At 72.8% G+C, this 19,774-nt stretch carries 17 protein-coding genes and 1 pseudogene; 9 read left to right on the forward strand and 9 right to left on the reverse strand.

Annotated features, from left to right (window positions below; genetic code table 11):
* Positions 1 to 12: 12 nt before the first annotated feature.
* Positions 13 to 2,028: an FAD-dependent oxidoreductase gene (locus OHB56_RS05885; RefSeq protein WP_406352016.1), complete on the reverse strand. Its 2,016-nt coding sequence runs from the start codon at positions 2,026 to 2,028 to the stop codon at positions 13 to 15.
* Between the two features lie 161 nt (positions 2,029 to 2,189).
* Positions 2,190 to 2,570, reverse strand: coding sequence for a hypothetical protein (locus OHB56_RS05890; RefSeq protein ID WP_326751290.1), 381 nt, complete (start codon positions 2,568 to 2,570; stop codon positions 2,190 to 2,192).
* A gap of 309 nt (positions 2,571 to 2,879) precedes the next feature.
* Between OHB56_RS05890 and OHB56_RS05895 the strand changes: the two genes are divergently transcribed.
* A complete protein-coding gene (locus tag OHB56_RS05895; RefSeq protein ID WP_406352018.1) occupies positions 2,880 to 5,015 on the forward strand; it encodes a SpoIIE family protein phosphatase in 2,136 nt (711 codons plus the stop codon).
* On the opposite strand, the gene OHB56_RS05900 is transcribed toward OHB56_RS05895, so the two are convergent.
* A complete protein-coding gene (locus OHB56_RS05900) occupies positions 5,005 to 5,841 on the reverse strand; it encodes a putative protein N(5)-glutamine methyltransferase (RefSeq protein WP_406352020.1) in 837 nt (278 codons plus the stop codon). The two genes, OHB56_RS05895 and OHB56_RS05900, sit on opposite strands and share 11 nt — an antisense overlap.
* A 374-nt stretch (positions 5,842 to 6,215) precedes the next feature.
* On the opposite strand from OHB56_RS05900, the gene OHB56_RS05905 reads away from it, so the two are divergent.
* From OHB56_RS05905 to OHB56_RS05920, 4 genes are all read left to right on the forward strand, one after another.
* Positions 6,216 to 6,839, forward strand: coding sequence for a sulfite oxidase-like oxidoreductase (locus tag OHB56_RS05905; protein ID WP_406352021.1), 624 nt, complete (start codon positions 6,216 to 6,218; stop codon positions 6,837 to 6,839).
* Positions 6,832 to 7,650 carry a ferredoxin reductase gene (locus OHB56_RS05910; protein ID WP_406352023.1) on the forward strand — a complete coding sequence of 273 codons (819 nt, stop codon included), beginning with the start codon at positions 6,832 to 6,834 and terminating at the stop codon, positions 7,648 to 7,650. The genes OHB56_RS05905 and OHB56_RS05910 overlap by 8 nt, the downstream gene beginning before the upstream one ends.
* A 260-nt stretch (positions 7,651 to 7,910) precedes the next feature.
* Positions 7,911 to 8,879: an acetylxylan esterase gene (locus OHB56_RS05915; protein WP_406352025.1), complete on the forward strand. Its 969-nt coding sequence runs from the start codon at positions 7,911 to 7,913 to the stop codon at positions 8,877 to 8,879.
* A gap of 251 nt (positions 8,880 to 9,130) precedes the next feature.
* Positions 9,131 to 9,922 carry a GntR family transcriptional regulator gene (locus OHB56_RS05920; RefSeq protein WP_406352027.1) on the forward strand — a complete coding sequence of 264 codons (792 nt, stop codon included), beginning with the start codon at positions 9,131 to 9,133 and terminating at the stop codon, positions 9,920 to 9,922.
* Here the strand turns inward: OHB56_RS05920 and OHB56_RS05925 are convergent.
* Positions 9,900 to 10,682 (reverse strand): class I SAM-dependent methyltransferase, encoded by a 783-nt coding sequence (locus OHB56_RS05925; RefSeq protein WP_326751296.1) that lies wholly within the window; start codon positions 10,680 to 10,682, stop codon positions 9,900 to 9,902. The two genes, OHB56_RS05920 and OHB56_RS05925, sit on opposite strands and share 23 nt — an antisense overlap.
* Positions 10,683 to 10,762: 80 nt before the next feature.
* Between OHB56_RS05925 and OHB56_RS05930 the strand changes: the two genes are divergently transcribed.
* The 3 genes from OHB56_RS05930 (at position 10,763) to OHB56_RS05940 (ending at position 14,015) form a co-directional block, all read left to right on the forward strand.
* Positions 10,763 to 11,161 carry a nuclear transport factor 2 family protein gene (locus OHB56_RS05930; protein WP_350857024.1) on the forward strand — a complete coding sequence of 133 codons (399 nt, stop codon included), beginning with the start codon at positions 10,763 to 10,765 and terminating at the stop codon, positions 11,159 to 11,161.
* Positions 11,162 to 11,525: 364 nt separating this feature from the next.
* A complete protein-coding gene (gene rho, locus OHB56_RS05935; RefSeq protein ID WP_326751298.1) occupies positions 11,526 to 12,665 on the forward strand; it encodes a transcription termination factor Rho in 1,140 nt (379 codons plus the stop codon).
* A 129-nt stretch (positions 12,666 to 12,794) separates the two neighbouring features.
* The gene (locus OHB56_RS05940) at positions 12,795 to 14,015 is read left to right on the forward strand and encodes a D-alanyl-D-alanine carboxypeptidase family protein (RefSeq protein ID WP_406352030.1); all 1,221 of its coding nucleotides are present in this window, start codon (positions 12,795 to 12,797) and stop codon (positions 14,013 to 14,015) included.
* A gap of 83 nt (positions 14,016 to 14,098) precedes the next feature.
* On the opposite strand, the gene OHB56_RS05945 is transcribed toward OHB56_RS05940, so the two are convergent.
* A complete protein-coding gene (locus tag OHB56_RS05945) occupies positions 14,099 to 15,118 on the reverse strand; it encodes an asparaginase (protein WP_326751300.1) in 1,020 nt (339 codons plus the stop codon).
* Positions 15,115 to 15,903, reverse strand: a complete 789-nt coding sequence (locus OHB56_RS05950) for a FadR/GntR family transcriptional regulator (protein ID WP_326751301.1) — start codon at positions 15,901 to 15,903, stop codon at positions 15,115 to 15,117. Before OHB56_RS05950 ends, OHB56_RS05945 begins: the two co-directional genes overlap by 4 nt.
* A 134-nt stretch (positions 15,904 to 16,037) precedes the next feature.
* Here OHB56_RS05950 and OHB56_RS05955 point away from each other — a divergent pair, with 134 nt between their 5' ends.
* Complete coding sequence (locus OHB56_RS05955; RefSeq protein ID WP_406352033.1) at positions 16,038 to 17,099, forward strand: fatty acid desaturase family protein; 1,062 nt, start codon at positions 16,038 to 16,040, stop codon at positions 17,097 to 17,099.
* Positions 17,100 to 17,150: 51 nt separating this feature from the next.
* Here OHB56_RS05955 and OHB56_RS05960 read toward each other — a convergent pair.
* The 3 genes and pseudogenes from OHB56_RS05960 to OHB56_RS05970 all read right to left on the reverse strand — a co-directional run.
* A pseudogene (locus OHB56_RS05960) lies at positions 17,151 to 17,339 on the reverse strand (fluoride efflux transporter FluC); the annotation flags it as partial.
* Positions 17,340 to 17,601: 262 nt separating this feature from the next.
* Positions 17,602 to 17,859, reverse strand: coding sequence for a winged helix-turn-helix domain-containing protein (locus OHB56_RS05965; RefSeq protein ID WP_326751302.1), 258 nt, complete (start codon positions 17,857 to 17,859; stop codon positions 17,602 to 17,604).
* 241 nt (positions 17,860 to 18,100) lie between these two features.
* On the reverse strand, positions 18,101 to 19,678 hold the full coding sequence (locus tag OHB56_RS05970; protein ID WP_406352035.1) for an arabinogalactan endo-beta-1,4-galactanase: 1,578 nt from the start codon (positions 19,676 to 19,678) through the stop codon (positions 18,101 to 18,103).
* Positions 19,679 to 19,774 lie beyond the last annotated feature (96 nt).

Genomic DNA, 19,774 nt, shown 5'->3' on the forward strand with positions numbered 1-19,774 from the left:
CACAGGGCTCTGCTAGAGAGCCGCCGCCACCTCCGTGCCCTGCTTGACGGCCCGCTTGGCGTCCAGTTCGGCGGCCACGTCGGCGCCACCGATCAGGTGGACGGAGCGCCCGGCCGAGACCAGTTCCTCGTACAGGTCACGGCGCGGTTCCTGGCCGGTGCACAGGACGATCGTGTCCACCTCCAGGACGGTGCTCTCGCCGTCGACGGTGAGGTGCAGGCCCGCGTCGTCGATACGGTCGTAGCGCACGCCGGGAACCATGGTGACACCGCGGTGCTTCAGCTCGGTGCGGTGGATCCACCCGGTGGTCTTGCCCAGACCGGCGCCGACCTTGGTCGTCTTGCGCTGGAGCAGGTGGACGGTGCGCGGCGGGGCGGGCCGCTCGGGTGCGGTGAGACCGCCGGGCGTGCGGTGGTCCATGTCGACGCCCCACTGACGGAAGTACGTCTCCGGGTCCTCGTGCGCCTTGTCGCCGCCGTCGGTGAGGAACTCGGCGACGTCGAAGCCGATGCCGCCCGCACCGAGAACGGCGACCCGGTCGCCGACGGGGGCGCCGTCGCGCAGGACGTCGAGGTAGCCGAGCACGCTCGGGTGGTCGACGCCGGGGAGGTCGGGGACGCGCGGGGTGACTCCGGTGGCGACGACGACCTCGTCGTGGCCGGTCACGTCGTCGGCCGTGACCCGGGTGTCCAGGCGTACGTCGACGGCCAGTTCGGCGAGCCGGGTGCGGAAGTAGCGCAGGGTCTCGTCGAACTCCTGCTTGCCGGGGACCTTGCGGGCGACGTTGAGCTGGCCGCCGATCTCGCTCGCGGCGTCGAACAGGGTGACGTCGTGGCCGCGTTCGGCGGCGCTGACGGCGCAGGCCAGGCCGGCCGGACCGGCGCCGACGACCGCGACGCGCTTGCGGCGTCTGGTCGGGGACAGCACCAGCTCGGTCTCGTGGCAGGCGCGCGGATTGACCAGGCAGGAGGTGATCTGCAGGTTGAAGGTGTGGTCCAGACAGGCCTGGTTGCAGCCGATGCAGGTGTTGATCGCCTCGGGTCGGCCGTCCGCGGCCTTGGCCACGAAGTCGGGATCGGCGAGCATCGGCCGGGCCATGGACACCATGTCGGCGTGCCCCTCGGCGAGCAACTGCTCGGCGAGTTCGGGAGTGTTGATCCGGTTGGTGGTGACGAGCGGAACCGAGACCTCGCCCATCAGCCGCTTGGTCACCCAGGTGTAGGCGCCGCGCGGCACGGAGGTGGCGATGGTGGGGATGCGGGCCTCGTGCCAGCCGATGCCGGTGTTGATGATCGTGGCGCCGGCCGCCTCGACGGCCTTGGCCAGCGTGATCACCTCGTCCAGGGTCGAGCCGCCGGGGACGAGGTCCAGCATGGAGAGCCGGTAGACGACGATGAAGTCCTCGCCGACCGCCTCGCGCACCCGGCGGACGATCTCGAGGGGGAAGCGCGTCCGGTTCTCGTACGAGCCGCCCCAGCGGTCGGTGCGCCGGTTGGTCTGCGCGACGATGAACTCGTTGATCAGATAACCCTCGGAGCCCATGATCTCGACGCCGTCGTAGCCAGCCTGCCGGGCGAGGCGGGCGGTACGGACGTAGTCGTCGATGGTGCGCTCGATGTCCGCGTCGGTGAGTTCGCGGGGTACGAAGGGGCTGATCGGCGCCTGGAGGGGGCTGGGGGCGACCAGGTCCCGGTGGTAGGCGTACCGGCCGACGTGCAGGATCTGCAGGGCGATGCGCCCGCCCTCGCGGTGTACGGCCTCGGTGACGACGCGGTGCCGCTCCGCCTCCTCGCCGGTGGTGAGCTTCGCGCCGCCCTCGAAGGTCCGTCCCTCGTCGTTGGGTGCGATGCCGCCGGTGACGATGAGGCCGACGCCGCCGCGGGCACGGGCGGCGTAGAACTCGGCCAGGCGCGCGAAGCCGTTCTCGGCCTCCTCCAGGCCTACGTGCATGGAGCCCATGAGGACCCGGTTGGGCAGGGTGGTGAAGCCCAGGTCGAGGGGGGTCAACAGGTGCGGGTAACGGCTCATTGGGCCCTCCGTGCGCGGTGTCGTCCCTCTGTTGTAGAGGACGCGCACCCGTTTTTGCAACTAGTTGCAAAAACGTGGTGGAGGGCACACCGGGCCGGGGGCGTGCACGGCTGGGGCCGGCCGGCCGTGCTGACGTCCCGCCGGCCCGTTCCCGGCGGCGGTCACCGGCTTTCGAGGCGGACGTGCAACTCCTTCTCCTGATCGCCGGAGACCGTGCTCAGGTCGCGCAGCGTGAACAGGGATTCCAGGGTGGCGCGGACCCGGTCGATCGCCCAGTAGCCGCCCTGCAGGTCGACGTCGACCGAGGACGCCAACCGGACCGGGTCGTCCGGGCGGGCTCCGCCCTCGTGCGGGTCGGCCACGTCGAACGTGCCGAGCCACACCGTCGGGCGGGCCCCGGAGGACTTCTCCGGCACGTCGCCGGAGCGCCGGTCGGACGTGAAGTACGCGCCCAGGGTGTCGAACACGATCTGTGCGTCGTGCCTCTCGCACCCGCTGAGTTCGACCGAGACGGATTCCGGGTGCGGTCGCTCGCTGCCCATCGTGATCGCTCCTTTCGTCGCGACGCCTTGCCGCGTCCTGCCGTGCCTCGGCTACGTCCTTGCCGCGCCTTGCCGGGCCTGCCACACGGCGTACCCCGCCCTCCACCGCCCAAGCACCACACACACGCACAGGTGCGCTCCCCGCGCACGACCGGCGTGCCCGCGGGATCGCGGGGCACCCGACGGAGGGAGGTAAAGAAGGTGGAGGAGACAGCCGGAGAGGCGGAAAATCGCCCCCACGCGCGGTAGAAACAAGTGATGTCGGCACATCACGGTGTGCCGCGGAAATCGGCGAAGGCGGGGCGTGCGATGAGTTCAGCCGGGTCACCTCTGGTCGAGGGCGACGGAGCGGCCCCCAGGCCGGTCCGTCCCAGCGGACTGCTCGACGTGCTGCGCGTGGCCTCGGTGGTGCTGGACCCCCAGGGCCGGATCGTGCTGTGGAGCCCCCAGGCCGAGGAACTCTTCGGGTACCGCACCGAGGAGGCGCTGGGCCAGTACGCCGCCCGGATCATGGTGCACGAACAGTATCTGGACCTGGTGGTCAAACTGTTCTCCGAGGTCATGCGGACCGGGCGGAGCTGGGCCGGGGCGTTCCCCATTCGGCGCAAGGACGGCAGCACCCGGCTCGTGGAGTTCCGCAACGTGCGGCTGACCGACGACCAGGGCGGCGTCTACGCCCTCGGCCTCGCGGTCGACCAGTCGACCGTGCGCCGGGTGGAGCAGGACGTGGCGCTGTCCACCCGGATCGTCGCCCAGTCCCCGATCGGGCTGGCCGTCCTGGACACGGACCTGCGGTACGTCTCGGTCAACCCGGCGCTGGAACGGATCAACGGCGTCCCGGCCGAGGAACACCTGGGTCACACGATGCCCGAGGTACTTCCGCACCTGGAGATCGATGCCGTCGAGGCCGCGGCGCGGCGGGTCCTGGACACCGGGGAACCGGTCGTCGACCAGTTCATGATCGGCCGGACCCCGGCCGATCCCGACGAGGAACACGCCTGGACCACCTCCCTGTTCCGGCTGGAGAACGCGCTCGGCTCGGTGCTCGGCGTGGCCCTTTCCGTGGTGGACGTCACCGAGCAACACCGGGCGGGCCTCGAGGCCGAACGGGCCCGGCGCCGGCTGGCCGTCGTGGCCGACGCCTCGGCTCGGATCGGCACCACGCTCGACCTGGAGCGTACGGCCCGTGAGCTGGCCGATGTGGCCGTGCCGGAGCTGGCCGACGTGGCCGCCGTGGACCTGCTGGACACGGTGGTGCTGGGCCGTCGGAGCACCCTCGGCCCGTCCGAGTCGGCGGTGGTCCGGGCGCTGGCGGTCCGGGGCACGGGCGCCGGCTCGGCGGACGCCCTGCTGGCTGCCGATCCGCCGGGCCGGGTGGCCCGGTACGGTCCGGACCGGTTCGTCACCGAGTGCGTACGCACCGGCCTGCCCGTGATGCTGCCGCAGGTCAAGGACGAGGACCTGTCCCGGGTCGCCCGGTCGGCCGAGGCGGCCGAACTGCTGGGCCGGGCGGGTGTGCACTCGTATCTGGCAGTGCCGCTGATCGCGCACGGCGAGGTGCTCGGCGCGCTCGACCTCAAGCGCACCGGCAACCCGTTGCCGTTCGACGAGGACGATCTGCTGCTGGCCCGGGAGCTGGCCGCCCGCGCGGCGGGGCAGATCGACAACGCCCGCTGGTACCAGAGCGTCCGCGACGCCGCCCTCACCCTGCAACGCAGCCTGCTGCCCAGCCACCCGCCGGTGACGGGCGGGCTCGAGGTCGCCTCCCGCTACCAGCCGGCGGGGGCCACCAGCGAGGTGGGCGGCGACTGGTTCGACGTGATCCCGCTGGACGGGGGCAGGACGGCCCTCGTCGTGGGAGACGTGATGGGCAGCGGCATCCCCGCGGCGGCCACCATGGGGCGGCTGCGCACGGCGACGAACACGCTGGCCTCGCTCGGCCTCGATCCCGCGGTGCTCCTGGAGCACATCGACCGGATCGTCGGCGAGCTCGAGGACGCCATCGCCACCTGCCTCTTCGTCGTCCACGATCCCCATGAACGGCAGTGCCTGATCGCCAACGCGGGGCATCTGCCGCCGGTGCGGGTCCGGGCCGGCGGCACCCCGGAACTGCTCGACCTGCCGACCGGGGTGCCGCTGGGAGTGGGCGGCGTCAAGTTCTCGACCACCGTCGTGGGGCTCGAACCGGGCGACCGGCTGGTGCTGTACACCGACGGCCTGGTCGAGACCCGGCACCACGCGCTGGACGAGCGCCTCGACCTCCTGCTCACGCTGCTGCGCGACCGGCCCGACCGCTCCCTCGAGGAGACGTGCGACCTGCTGCTGCGCACCCTGCACGAGCCCGACAACTTCGACGACGTGGCCCTGCTCATCGCCCGCGCGACCCTGCCCGGCGGCCCCGCGTCCCCGGGCCGCCCCGCGGCGGCGGACGGAGCTACGGTCTGACGCCGATCACGACATGGGCGTACTCCTCCTCCGAGACGGCCAGGCGGGTCCGCAGTCCGGCGCCGGTGAAGGCCGCGGCGGCCGCGGGTGCCTGGCGGCGGGTCGTCTCTATCAGGAGGCAGCCGCCGGGCGCCAGCCAGTCGGGGGCCCCGGCGGCCACCCGGCGCAGCACGTCGAGCCCGTCCGCGCCGCCGTCGAGCGCGACCCGCGGCTCGTGGTCGCGGGCCTCCGCGGGCAGCAGGCCGATCTCGTCGCTGGGCACGTACGGCACATTGGCCGCGAGGATGTCGACCCGGCCGCGCACCGTGCCGGGCAGTGCCTCGAACAGGTCCCCCGTGTGCACCAGGCCGCCGACGTCCGCGACATTGCGGCGAGCACAGCGCACGGCGGCCGGGTCGATGTCGGCGGCGTGCAGTTCGACCGTGCCGAGGCCGGCGGCCAGGGCGACGCCGACGGCGCCCGAACCACAGCACAGATCCACGACGACGGCCGCGTCGGGCGCCTGCGCGAGGGCCTGTGCCACGAGGAACTCGGTACGGCGCCGGGGCACGAAGACGCCCGGGGCCACGGCGATCCGCCGGCCGCTGAACTCGGCCCAGCCGACGACGAGTTCGAGGGGGATCCCGCGGACCCTGCGCTCGACCATCCCGGGCACGTGGTCCGGGGTGGGAGCAGCGGCGAGGATCAGTTCGGCCTCGGCCTCGGCGAAGACGCAGCCCGCGGCACGCAGTGCGGCCACCAAGGAATCCGGCGCGGCGGGTGCGGACGGAGCGACGGGCAGGGGGAAGGGGGAGAAGAGGGCGGCGCGGGGAGAGGGGGAGGGCATGGCAGCGGGAGCCTTTCGAGAGCCGAAGGGCGCTCCCGCGGTCACCTACTGGGGCGATCCGCTTCGCTTCGTGGTGAGAGCACCCAACCTGACACAGCGTTAATGGGTCTCACCCCCTCGGCCGTCGACGACTGGGACCCTCCGCAGCCGGACCGCAACAGTACCCGACGGCACCACCGGCCGTCCGGCATTTCTCCTGCGGTCGTCGGGATCGCGGAGCGGGCGGCCGGCAGGTGGGCCGACGGGTGGGTGGGCAGGTAGGCGGGCGGGTGAGCAGGTAGGCGGGCGGGACAAGTGTGCGGGCGGTCCCGGGCACCCCGTACGGTTGAGCCCGGAACCACCTGAGCACCACTCGCAACGGAATTGTCGATCACGTGAACATCACCCGCGGCTTCACCGGCCGCCCCCGCGTGCACAACCCCGGCCTGCCACCCGGCCAGTACGACGCCGGCGACGAATGGCCCGTACTCTCCGCCGAGGTCACGCCGGACCTCGCGCCCGCCGACTGGGCGCTGCGGATCGACGGGCTGGTGGCGGAGCCCCGCACCTGGACCTGGGAGCAGGCCCACGCCCTGTCGGCCTCGGCGTACGAGGGTGCGATCCACTGTGTGACGGGCTGGTCGAAGTTCGGAGTGCGGTTCGGGGGTGTCTCCCTGGACACCTTCTGGGATGTCGTCCGGCCCCATGGGTCCGCCACCCATGTCGTCGCCTACTCGCACACCGGCTACACGGCGAACCTGCCGCTCGCGGACCTGACCGGCGGGCGGGCCTGGATCGCCTGGGAGTACGACGGCCGGCCGCTCCCGCCCGAGCACGGCGGCCCGGCCCGGCTGGTCGTGCCCCATCTGTACTTCTGGAAGAGCGTCAAGTGGATCGCGGGCCTGCGGCTCCTCGACCATGACGAGCCGGGCTTCTGGGAAGGCAACGGCTACCACGCGCGGGGCAATCCCTGGAAGGAACAGCGGTACTCCGGTGACGGAGACGACGGAAATGGCTGAGGTGATCGAGGGGGCGGCGCAGCCGCAGCAGGCGCGGAGCCGGGGGGCGGAGGCCTCGCCGGAACCGTTCACCCCTCCGACACGGTTCGCCGTACCCGGACGCATCGGGGTGAGCGAGCAGACGGCCTCGGTGTGGCGGACGGCGACCCTGACCGAGATCCGTCGCGAGACCCCGCGCGCCGCGACCTTCCGCTTCGCCGTGCCCGGCTGGCCGGAGCATGTGCCCGGCCAGCACCTGCTGCTGCGGTTGACCGCCGAGGACGGCTACGTGGCCCAGCGCCACTACTCGATCGCGTCCGCGCCGGACGACTCCGGGCACATCGAGCTGACCCTGGACCACGTGGCGGGCGGCGAGGTGTCGGGCTGGTTCCACTCGGTGGCCCGGCCCGGCGACCGGGTCGAGGTGCGCGGCCCGCTGAGCGGCTTCTTCGCCTGGCCGGGCGACCGGCCCGCGCTGCTGGTGGGCGCCGGCTCGGGCGTGGTCCCGCTGATGTCGATGGTGCGGCACCACAGGGCCCGGGATCTGTCTCTGCCCCTGAGGCTGCTGGTGTCGGCGCGCAGTCCCGAGGAGCTGATCTATGCGGGCGAGTTCGGCGCGGAGACCCTGCGGGTGTTCACCCGGAGCGCGCCGGAGGGCACGGCTGTGGGACGTATGACGGCCGCACATGTGGCGCCGCTCCTGGCCGAAGCTCCTCCGGGTGGGTGGGAGGCCTATGTGTGCGGTTCCAACTCCTTTGCCGAGCATGCCTCCAGGCTGCTCGTCGCGGCCGGACAGCCCGTGGAGCGCATCCGCATCGAGCGCTTCGGCTGACCCGCACCGCTCACCGGGTCCGCGCCACCGCCGCCACGCCGGCCGGCCGCATCGGGGCCGGGCTGCTCCGGGGGCGCTCCGAGGCCGGAGCGGCTGCCGTTCCGGACCCGGTGACGGCAAACGCTTTCCATGCCCTTCACCTGCGCCTCTCCTTTCTCGCGTAGGCATGGATCAAGTCCGGCGCAGGGTCTGGCGGGCGCTCCGACGGCCCACGTACGGTGTGATCGCTTCGTACTGTCCCGGCACAAAGGCGGTTTCCCATGCCCCTGTTCGACCTTCCCCTCGACGAGCTGCGCGAGTACCGGAGCGCTTCCACCGCACCGGGGGACTTCGACGCGTTCTGGTCCGGGACCCTCGCGGAGGCGCGCGAGCACGACCTGGACGCCCGCTTCGAACCGGTCGGCACCGGCCTGTCCACCGTGCGGGTCCTCGACGTGACGTTCGCCGGGTTCGGGGGCCATCCGGTCAAGGGCTGGCTGACACTGCCGGCCGGGGCCGGGGCGCCGCTGCCACTGGTCGTGCAGTTCATCGGCTACGGCGGCGGCCGCGGGCTGCCCCACGAGCATCTGCTGTGGGCCTCGACGGGCCGGGCGCACTTCGTGATGGACACCCGCGGCCAGGGCAGCGCCTGGGGCGGCGGCGGTGACACGGCGGACCCGGTGGGCAGCACGCCCGCGTACCCCGGGTTCATGACGCGCGGCATCGACGCGCCCGAGAACTACTACTACCGCCGGGTGTTCACGGACGCGGTGCGCGCGGTGGAGGCCGCCCGTTCCCACCCCCTGACGGACGCGGCGCGCACCGCGGTCCTCGGCTCGAGTCAGGGCGGCGGCATCGCCCTCGCGGTGGGCGGCCTGGTCCCGGACCTCGCGGCGGTGGCCCCGGACGTGCCGTTCCTGTGCGACTTCCCGCGGGCGGCGACGCTCACCGACCGGCATCCGTACCGGGAGATAGGCCTCCACCTCAGGACGCACCGGGGCCGCACCGGGGACGCCCTGCGCACCCTGTCCTACTTCGACGGCGTGCACTTCGCCGCCCGCGGCTCGGCACCCGCGCTGTTCTCGACGGGCCTCGAGGACCAGACCTGCCCGCCCTCGACGGTCTTCGCGGCGTTCAACGCCTGGACGCACGACGACAAGGCGATCGAGGTGTACGACTTCAACGACCACGAGGGCGGTGGCCCCTTCCAAGAAGCAACCCAGCTCCGCTGGATGCGCTCGTACATCTGAGGGACCGCACCGCGGACTTTCGGACAGGACGGCTCGGCGGCTCCCGTATCCCATCCGGCTCCAGAACCATGGGACTCGGCCGCCGCCGCACCGCACGCACCCTCCCGCACGGCGCCGCGCGGCGGGCACCGGCCCGGTCCCGTTTCGGCCGAACTCACGGACCGCCCTTCCCTGCTGGTTTAGACCAATGGTAGATGTGGTGGCGCAACGAGCCCACACCGCTACGGAACGTCACCAACAGGAGGCGCGGCATGGCCCGCACCACCCCGCACGACCCTCCGCAGGCTTCTCCACCCACCGCCCCGTCCACCGCACCGCGCGATCCTGCGCACCCCGAAGACGAGCCGCTCTACCGGCGGATCGCGACGGAGTTGCTCGGCGCGCTGCGCGGCGGAGCCATTCCGCCCGGCGAACGGCTCCCGGGTGAGCGGCAGTTGGCCGATCACTTCGGGGTGAGCCGGGAGACCGTACGACAGGCTCTGGAGATGCTGCGCCGCGACGGCCTGGTCACCACCGACCGGCGGGGCAGCCATGCGACTCTGAAGGGCCCGCCGGTGGAGACGCCCGCGGCGCTCGCCTTCCCGGTCGGCGCGCGGCACGTCGGCCGGGACGCGATGGCGCGGGCCACCGTGTCCTGGGAGTCTCCGCCTCCCGGGCATGCCGAGGCGCTGGCCCTGGCACCCTCCCGGCCGACCCTGGTGCACCGCTACTGGTCCGCGTCGGCCGACGGGCACGAGCTGCGGACGGCCGTGACCTCGTTCTCCACCGTCGCGCTCGCCGAGGTCGAGGAGCTGGCGCGCTACCGCGACCGGGCCGACGGCACCACCGCCGCGGAACTGCGGCGCGCCTACGACTGGCTGCGCAGGGCCGGGCTGACACTGCACCACCGCGACACGATCACCCGGATCGCGGGCACACCGTCCGTTCGGGTCACCCGGCGGGTACACGACCAGTACGCCCGGCCCCTGGAGATCACCGAGCTGATCGTGGACGCCCAACAGGACGCTCTGGTATACGAGTTCACTCTTCCTGCCGCGGTCTGACCGGCACGGCGGACGGCCCGCGGCCGGCCTGTTGCTCCACGGGCCGCTCGGCGACGACCAGGCGGACCCGGGGGCTGCCGTCCGGCCGCCGCCCGAACTCGGGCAGCGGATGGAGTTCGACCCGGAATCCGGCCCGGTCCAGCTCACGCCGGAGAGCACCGAAGCGGAGGGCGCGGTAGTACATGACGAACGGCGGACGCCACACCGCGTTGCGCACCCGCATCACCATGTCGAAGCCCAGGAGCATCCCGTGCTCGAGCGAGCCCGTCCGGGGCGGGGCGACCACCGGGAAGGCGAACCGTCCCCCGGGCCGCAGCACCCGGTGGACCTGGGTGAACAGCCCTGGCAGCTCGCGCGGCAGGAAGTGGCCGAACGCCCCGAAACTCACCACCAGGTCGAAGGCCGGCCCGAACGGCAGCGCCCGTGCGTCCGCCCGCACCCAGCCGGCCGTCGGGCCCTCGGGCCCGGTCCGCTCGCGCGCGACGCCGAGCATGCCCGCGCTGAAGTCGACGCCGGTGACGCTCCGGCGGCACACCCTCGCCAGGACGTCCATGCCCGCGCCGGTGCCGCAGCACAGATCGAGCCCGGCGTCGAACGGCCCCAGCCTCCGCAGTGCCACGGCGGTGGCGTCGAGCACCGAGTCGGACGTACGGAAGGGGGTGTGGTCGAATTTCGGCGCGAGGAGGTCGTATCCGCGTTCCACGGACGAGAGCGCCTGGACGGCGAGTTCACGCAGGCGGGGGCCTTCGGGGCTGAACATCGGATCAGCCTAGACCCGGGAGCCGGCCGTGGGACTACCCTCGTGCGCACTGTGTGATCCGTTGACTGTGAGGAGCTGTGATGCGGGCATTCCGTGAGGCCGTGGAGGCGCACGACATGGACGCCGCCGAAGCGCTACTGGCGGAGGATGTCGTCTTCTCCAGTCCGGTCGTCTTCAAGTCCTACACCGGCAGGCCGATCACCGCGGCGATCCTGCACGCGGTGGCGGAGGTCTTCGAGGACTTCCGCTATGTGCGGGAGGTCAATGACGCGAACGGCCGTGACCACGTCCTCGTGTTCACCGCTCGCGTGGGCGACCGTGAGGTCGAGGGCTGCGACATCATCCATGTCGACGACGAGGGCCGCATCGACCAACTCACCGTGATGGTCCGGCCCTTGTCGGGCGCGCAGGCGCTCCAGGCGGCCATGGGCGCGAAGTTCGACCAGATCGCACATGCCGCGCAGGACCGTTCGGCCTGAACCGCTCCCCCGGCCCTGCCCCGGGGCCCGCCGGTCGCCTCCGGCGGGCCCTTTCCGGCTTCGCCCCCTCGCGCACACCTACCCCGCGACCCCGTGACCCCGTGGTACAGTGCGCAGAGCACCCCTTTTACGCCCTGGTACGGGCGTCGGTGCCAGTTCTTCCCAGGATTTTCCTCGGTACGCCGTTCCGCCCGTCGTTTCGGGCCGGCCGTCCGGCTTTCCACACCACCTCGTGAGCCGGCTTCACCGCCATGGCCGAGGTGCTGTTCCCACCGCCCCGGGCGCTGGACGCGTCCTCCTGCGCGGTTCTCCCCTTCCCCGCGTGTGTTCCTTCCACCCCAGTCGTCCACGAAAGGACCGCCCCATGGCCACCCCCACACTCGACCGCCCCTCCGTCCGGCAGCAGCCCCAGCCCGTCAGCGGCGTCCTCGACGTCGTTGCGGACGGGAAGGGGTACCTGCGAGCCGGCACCTGCCTGCCCTCCTCCTCCGACCTCGCCGTCTCCCCCGCCACGCTCCGCAGGTACGGCCTGCGCAAGGGCGACCTGACCGAGGGCCTGCGCGGCGACCGGAGCGGCCTGACCGAGGTCACCCGGATCAACGGCCGCACCCCCGAAGCACTGCGCGGCCGGCCCCGCTTCGGGGACCTGACACCGCTTCACCCGCAGGAGCGGCTGCGCCTGGAGCACCCCGCGTCCGGTCTGGCCGGGCGCGTCATCGATCTGCTCGCCCCTGTCGGCAAGGGGCAGCGAGGCTTGCTCGTGGCCCCGCCGAAGACCGGCAAGACCGTGTTGATCCAGCAGCTGGCGGCGGCCGTCGCGGGCAACCACCCCGAGTGCCGCCTGATGGTGGTACTGCTCGACGAACGCCCCGAGGAGGTCACCGACATGCGGCGCTCGGTGCACGGTGAGGTGTACGCCTCGACCTTCGACAGGCCCGCCAAGCAGCACATCGCCCTGGCCGAGCTGGTGATCGAGCGGGCCAAGCGGCTGGTGGAGGCGGGCGAGGACGTCGTCATCCTGCTCGACTCGCTGACCCGGCTCTGCCGGGCGTACAACAACGCCGCCGCCCCCGGTGGCCGCACCATGAGCGGCGGGGTCGACACCTCGGCGCTGATCGGCCCGAAGCGGTTCTTCGGTGCCGCGCGCCGGGCCGAGGAGGGCGGTTCGCTCACGATTCTCGCCTCGGCCCTGGTGGAGACCGGCTCCCGCGCCGACGAGTTCTACTTCGAGGAACTCAAGAGCACCGGCAACATGGAGCTCCGGCTGAGCCGCGAAGCGGCGTCCCGCCGGCTGTTCCCGGCCGTCGACATCGTCCCGTCCGGCACCCGCCGTGAGGAACTGCTGCTCGACCCGGCGGAGTTTTCGGCCGCACGCGGTCTGAGGCGGGTGCTGCAGTCCCGGGAGGGGCAGGCCGGCCTGGAGACGCTGCTGGAGCGGATGCGCGAGACCCCCGACAACGCGACCTTCCTCCGGCGCGTCCAGCCCACCCTGCCCGGCAGCTGACGGCGTCCGGCAGTCGTCCCTCCCCCACCACGAGGAGCCGTCGCACCGCCGTGCGGCATCCGGGTGCTTGCGGAGGGCCTCCGGCCCGGTCATCACGGCTGTCCGGGGTCCCCTTCCTACGTTTACGGTATGACTATCGGACTTGCTTCGCGGGCTGCCGTGTCCACTTGTGCCCTCTGCGCAGCGGGCCTGCTGGCGCTCGCCCCCGCCGCGGCGACCGCCGGCACGGTCGCGGACCCCGCGCCGTCGCCCGGCTCCGGAGCACGAGCCGCTCCGGGACCAGGGGCCGAGGCCGGGGGCGCGCCGGATGCGCTGCTGTACCGCTCCGGCACCCAGGTCCGCCCGCACGCCGGGGCACCCGAGGTCCCGGAGCTGTCCGCCCGGTCGTGGCTGGTGGCCGACGCCGACTCCGGTGAGGTGCTCGCCGCGCACGACGCGCACCGCAGGCTGCCGCCCGCCAGCACCCTCAAAACCCTGTTCGCGCTCACCGTGCTGCCCGTGCTGCCCGCCGACATCCGGCACACCGTCAGCGAGGAGGAACTGGCGGGCATCGGCCCCGGCAGCAGCCGCGTCGGGGTCGCGGAGGATCTCACGTACCGGATCTCCGACCTGTGGAACGGAGTCTTCCTCAGCTCGGGAAACGACGCCGTGCATGTGCTGGCCGCGCTCAACGGCGGCTGGGAGGCCACCACGCAGCGGATGCAGGACAAGGCCCACGCCCTCGGCGCCCACGACACGCAGGTCGAGTCGCCCGACGGCTACGACGCCCCGGGCCAGATGTCGTCGGCGTTCGACCTGGCGGTGTTCGGCCGGGCCGGGCTGCGCAGCCCCGACTTCGTCCGGTACTGCTCCCGCGAGGAGGCGATGTTCCCGGGCCGCGACGGCGGATCGTACGGAATCCGCAACACCAACCGGCTGCTCACCGGCTCGGACGGGGTGGAACGGTACCCGGGGATCGTCGGGATCAAGAACGGCTACACCAGCAACGCCGGCCACACGCTCGTGGCGGCCGCCCACAGGGATGGACGCACCCTCGTGGTGACGGTGCTGAACCCTCTGTGGGGCGGCGGGAACGCCGTGTACGAGGAGGCGCGCACGCTGCTGGACTGGGGGTTCGACGCGTCCGGCCGGGTCGACGCGGTGGGGTCGCTGGACGCCCTGCGGGTCAAGCCGCTGCCGGGGCCCCAGGCACGACCCACGACCGCCCCGACCCCGGCCGCGGTTCCGGCGGCGCGGGGCCGGGAGCCCGAGCGGCCGGGGACATGGACGGTCACGGGCACCGCATTGCTGGCCGCGATGGGCGTGGCCCTGTTCCTGCGGCTCAGGTGGGGTCGGGCGGTGCCGGACTGACCGGCCGCGACCGACGCCACCCGCCGCCCCGGCACACCGCCGCCCGCCGCCCGCTGCCCGCCGCCCCACGCTCCGACAGGCCGTCAGCGTCGTGCGGCGGTCCCGGGCAGCGGTTCCAGCGCGGGTACGGGGCGGATGCCGCCGACCGGCAGGCCGCCGCCGAGCAGCGGTTCACCGGCGAACGCGGTGAGCGCGGCCGGGTCGACCCCGGCGTGGGCGAGGGCGGCCGCGGTCACCGGGACGCGTGCCCGGTCGGCGCCGTCGGAGATCTTCACGGCGACGGCGCTGCCGTCGGGCAGGGCGGCTACCTGTACACCCTCGAATCCGTCCTTGACGAGCAGCCCGGGTACGGCCCCCATCAGGGCGGCGACGTCCCGGCCGGAGCCCGACGCCATCCCCGGGTGGTCGCGCATCGCGTCGGCGACCCGGGCCTCGGGGGTGCCGGGCAGGGCGGTGGTGATCCGGGCGGCGGCGCGGGCGAGTCCGTACAGGGAGACGGCGAACAGGGGTGCGCCGCAGCCGTCGACGGTCACCCGGGCGACGCGCTGCCCGGTGAGGTCCTCGACGGTCTCGGCGATCGCCCGCTGGAGGGGGTGGCCGGGGTCGAGGTAGTCGCCGAGGGACCAGCCGTTGAGCCGTGCGGTGAGGAGCATGGCGGCGTGCTTGCCGGAGCAGTTCTGGGCGAGCCGGGAGGGCGGGCGGCCCTCGCTCACCCAGGTCTCGCGTACGGCCCGGCCGAACGGCAGGTCCGGCGTGTTGCACAGGTGGTCCTCGGTGAGCCCGGCGCCCGCGAGGATGCGCCGGGTGCCGGCGAGGTGCCGTTCCTCGCCGGAGTGGCTGGCGGCGGCGAGGGAGAGCAGCTCGCCCTCGAGCGGGAGGCCGGCCCGCACCATGGCGACGGCCTGGACGGGCTTGAGCGCGGAGCGCGGGTAGCAGGCGGCCTCGATGTCACCGAGCCCGAGCCTGACCTCGCCGTCGGCGCCGAGGACGACGACGGAACCGTAGTGGACACCTTCCACGACCCCGCCGCGGACGAGGTGGGCGACAGGGGTGTGGAGGGGTTCGCGGACCGGGGGCGCGGCCGCGGGGAACGTGCTGTTCATCGGGATCGGTCTTCCGTGGGGACGGGCCCGTGGGGGGCGGCGGGGGTACGCGGGGGCGGGACCGCGCGGGCGGCCGTCCGGGGGGCGGCGGGCGCCGGGCGCACGATGGCCGTGAGGGTCGCCCCGACCCGCTCGAGATGGTGCGCCATCGCCTCGGCGGCGGCGTCCTCCGAACCGTCGGCCAGTGCCTCGACGACAGCCCGGTGCTCGCGGTTGGACTGCTCGCGCCGGTCACCGAGCTGGTTGAGGAAGGCGGACTGACGCGCCAGCGCGTCCCGGATCTCCTCGATGACCCTGCGGAACACGGGGTTCCGGGCGGCTTCTGCCACTGCGAGGTGGAAGTGGGTGTCCATGGCGGCCCAGGCGGTGGTGTCGGTCTCCCGGTCCATCCGGTCCAGCAGTTGGCGCAGGAGCTCGAGGTGCTCGGGGGTACGCCGCCGGGCCGCGTACCGGGCGACCGGGATCTCGACGTGGCGGCGCACCTCCAGCAGGTCGCCGGCCGTGTAGTCGCCGAAGGTGGGGTCCCCGACGGCGTCGGCGACGACGAAGGTGCCCTTGCCGGTCCTGGACGCGGTCAGTCCCATGGTCTGCAGCGCCCGCAGCGCCTCGCGCAGTACGGGCCGGGAGACCTCGAGGGTGCGGCACAGCTCCGCCTCCGAGGGGAGCTTGTCGCCGATGGCGTACTCGCCGCGCTCGATGGCGTCGCGCAGGTGGGAGAGGACCGCCTCCATCGCGCTGACGCGCCGCGGACCGACCCCACCTGTCTGGCTGTCTGACAGGTTCACGGGGGTGATGGTGCGGGGCGGACGCGAGGGGTGTCAAGCCGGACGGGGCGACGCCCGTGCGGGGGCTACCCACCCCCCGGTCCCGGGGGTCAACATCATTCTGCGGCGAGGCGTTCGTTCACATACTCATCCGCATGGCCAATCCAACGGTGCTCAATCCGCCGATGCTCACAAAAACCCCGACCGCTCGTGCACGCGGAAAGGGGAGCGACTTCGCCGAACTGTCGCGGCGCATAACCGCCGAAGGGCTGCTCAGGCGCCGCCCTCTCTATTACACCCTGCGCTTGGGGACCGTGGGTCTCACCCTGGCGGGAGGTGTCGCCGCCTTCCTCGTCCTGGGCGACAGCTGGAGCCAGCTGTTCGTCGCGGCGGCCCTGGCGGTGGTCTTCGGACAGCTCGCGCTGGCCGCCCACGATCTGGCGCACCGGCAGGTGTTCTCCCGCCGGCGACCCAGCGAGGCGGGCGGTCTGCTGGTGGCCGACGTGCTGCTGGGCATGAGCTACGGCTGGTGGATGAACAAGCACACCCGCCACCACGCGAACCCCAACCACGAGCAGAAGGACCCGGATGTCGCCCCCGACCTGCTGGTCTGGTCGCGCCGCCAGGCGAGCCGGGCGCAGGGTCCCGCACGGTTCATCGGCAGGCACCAGGCCGTGCTCTTCCTCCCGATGCTGACCCTGGAAGGCCTCAATCTGAGTTTCAGCAGCTTCAAGGCCCTGCGCGGCCCGGCCGTGAAGCGACCGATCCTGGAGGGGGTCCTGCTCGTCGCCCACTTCGCCGTGTACTTCGGCGGCCTGTTCACGGTGCTCTCCCCCGGCAAGGCACTCGCCTTCGTCGCCGTCCACCAGGGCCTGTTCGGGATCTACCTCGGCTCCGTGTTCGCCCCCAACCACAAGGGCATGCCGATGATCGAGGAGGGGCGGCAGCTGGACTTCCTGCGCCGCCAGGCCCTCACCTCCCGCAACGTCACGGGCGGTGTGTTCGTCGACCTCTTCATGGGCGGGCTGAACCACCAGATCGAGCACCACCTCTTCCCCAGCATGCCCACCCCCGCCCTCGGCCGGGCCCAGGTCATCACCGAGCGGTACTGCGCCGAGCTGGGCATCCCGTACTGCCGGACGGGGCTGTTCGCCTCGTACGCCACGGCGCTGCGCCACCTCAGGAGCGTGGGGGAACCGCTGCGCGAGGCCCGCTGACGGACGGCGGCGCACCCTCCGGCTGGACGACGGGCAAGGGCGGGCGGCCCACTACGCCCACAGCGCGTCGGCCGGGGCCGCTCCGGTGAAGGCGGCGCCCGGGCCGGCCGCGACGCTCGCCGTGACCTTCACGGCGGCATGGCGGACGGCCCCCGTCCCGGCGAGGCGGAGGGTCTGGTAGGAGAAGGTGGAGTACGTGGTCAGGGCGCCGCACAGACCGGTGCCGAGCAGCAACTGGAGCCGGGGCCGCCACGGCGACGACGGAAGCGTGCGCGCGCGGAGGGGTGTGTGTGGAGGGCCTCGGTGGGCGGGGTGTCACGGGCGTGCGTCTCCTGCTCGTCGAGCGGCCCGGGACGTGCGGGCGCGCGTCTTCACCAGGAGGGACCGTTGGCGGCGGCTCCGCGGTGCGGAGACGGCGGGCCCCACCGCCGCGCCGCGAGGCGTGCCCGCGGCCGAGTGCCGGCTCGACGTCCGAGGCCGGGAAGGCCCTGGACCGTATGCGCTACCAGCCCTTCTCGAACATCCGCGCGACCTCGGCGATCCGCACCTCGTCGCGCCGGTAGTACGGGCGCTCGGCGGCACCGCCGGTGCGCAGCAGGCCGACGGCGGTGAGCAGCCGGAGGTGGGTGAGGGCGACCGGGCGGGTCATGCCGAACCGGTCGGCGACGGCCTCCGCGGTGGCGCCGTGTTCGGCGTGGCCGGGTTCTCTCAGCCAGGCGAGGATGTGCAGCCGTGTCCCGCCGTCGGGAGTCCTGATCATGTCGTCCACCTCCACCCCGGCGTCCGCTCCGGGCCCTTCCACTGTCCCGCAGCCGACGCCCTCGTGTCAGGTGCTCCGGCACCCTTGACGCGGCAGCCAATGTGCCTCAGCTGCAAGGTGGTTGAACGATGCGGCGACTCGACGGCACAACCGCTTCACGGCACAGCGGCGGACGGCCCGGCCGCACACGACGACGGTACGTGTGCGGCCGGGCCCCGGCGCACGTCAGGAACTCATACGCTCACCGGTGGCCGAACCACGACATCGCGGGCAGCGCCCGGTCGTCGTAGCCGAACAGCGCCTGGTTCTCCCAGCCGTTGCCCGAGGCCGGGTCGGCCGGGTCCCAGCCGTTGCCGGTGCGGGCGGTCCAGGTCGCCTCCCAGTAGAAGACGCCGAGGCCCCGCCCGTTCGGGACGGCCTCCACGATGCTCGCCACGTCGTTCATCCACCGGGTCTGGCCCGCCGTGGTCGCCGGGTAGCCGGGGACCAGTTCCCCGGTGAGGTCGATGATGTTCTCGAGTCCGTCCTCGCTGTCGAGGCGGAACGGGTAGGCCGTCTCGGCGAGGAAGACCGGCTTGCCGTAGCGGGCTGCCGCGTCGTCCAGGGTGGTCTGGAAGTCGTGGAGCGTACCGTGCCAGTAGCCGTAGTAGGACAGGCCGATGGCGTCGAACCTCACGCCCTGGGACACCGCGTTGTCGAACCACCAGCGGGTGCCGTCGAGGTCGCCGCCCTCGGCGAGGTGCAGCGCGACGGTCGTGGCCGGGGCGACCGCCTTGACGGCGTCGTAGCCGGAGTTGAGCAGGCCGGCGAGCTGTGTCCAGTTGCCGGTGGACCCCTCGTTCCAGAGCATGCCGCCGTTGATCTCGTTGCCGACCTGGACCATGTCCGCGGTGGTGCCCTGCGCCTTGAGGGCGCTCAGGACGTCGTACGTGTGCTGGTACACGTCCGTCTTCAACCGGCTGTAGGAGTGTCCTGCCCAGGCGGCGGGTTTGGTCTGCTTGCCGGGGTCGGCCCAGGCGTCCGAGTAGTGGAAGTCGACCAGCAGCTTCATGCCCTGGGCCTTGACGCGCCGGGCCAGGGTGAGAACGCGCGCCTTGTCGTTGTAGCCGTCGGCCGGGTTCACCCAGACCTTCAGGCGGGCGTAGTTCATTCCGGCCGACCGCAGGATGGCGACGCCGTCGCCGGCGCTGCCGGAGGCGGTCCGGTAGACGCCGCCCTTGGCCTCGCTCTTGGGCAGGGACGAGATGTCGGCGCCCTTGACCGCGAGGCCGGAGGTGCCCGGGGCGAAGGTCAGGTCGTCGACGTTGATCCAGTTGCCCGCGTCGGCGTCGCTGTGGACGCTGATCGTGCACTGGTTGTTCGTCACCCTGACGGGCACGACGATCCGTATCCAGTCCCCGGCGGACACCGGCAGGTCGGTGCGCTGTTCGGTGCCGCCGCAGTTCTTGAGGGCGAGGTACGCGGCGTTCTGGCCGCCGCCGGAGCGGACCCAGGCGGTCAGCCGGTAGTCGCCGTTGGTCAGACCGGACAGGTACTGGTACGTCTCCACCTGGTAGGCCGAGGACGACCAGTGGGACAGGCGGTGACTTCCGCCGCGTCCGCCGGACTCGGTGTACGAGGCGCCGGTGGCGCCGTACTCCGACCAGCCGGCCGGGGTCGCGGCCCCCGAACCGTCGGCTTCGAAGCCGCCGTTGGTGAGGGTGCTCGCCGCCGCCGCGGTCCGGTCGGGCGGTGCGGTGAGGGCCAGCCCTGCGGCGAGCGGCAGCAGCAGGGCCCTGAGGATGCGTGTACGTGTGCACGTGCGTCTGGGATGGAACATCGGTGTCCGTCGTCCCTTCGACGTGGGGAGGGAAGCTGCCCCCGCCCGCTGCGGGGGCGGGGCCTCCCTCCGCCCGCGGCGTGCGCTGCCGCCGCG

This window comes from Streptomyces sp. NBC_01635 (genome assembly GCF_045209715.1).
Lineage (GTDB): Bacteria > Actinomycetota > Actinomycetes > Streptomycetales > Streptomycetaceae > Streptomyces > Streptomyces hirsutus.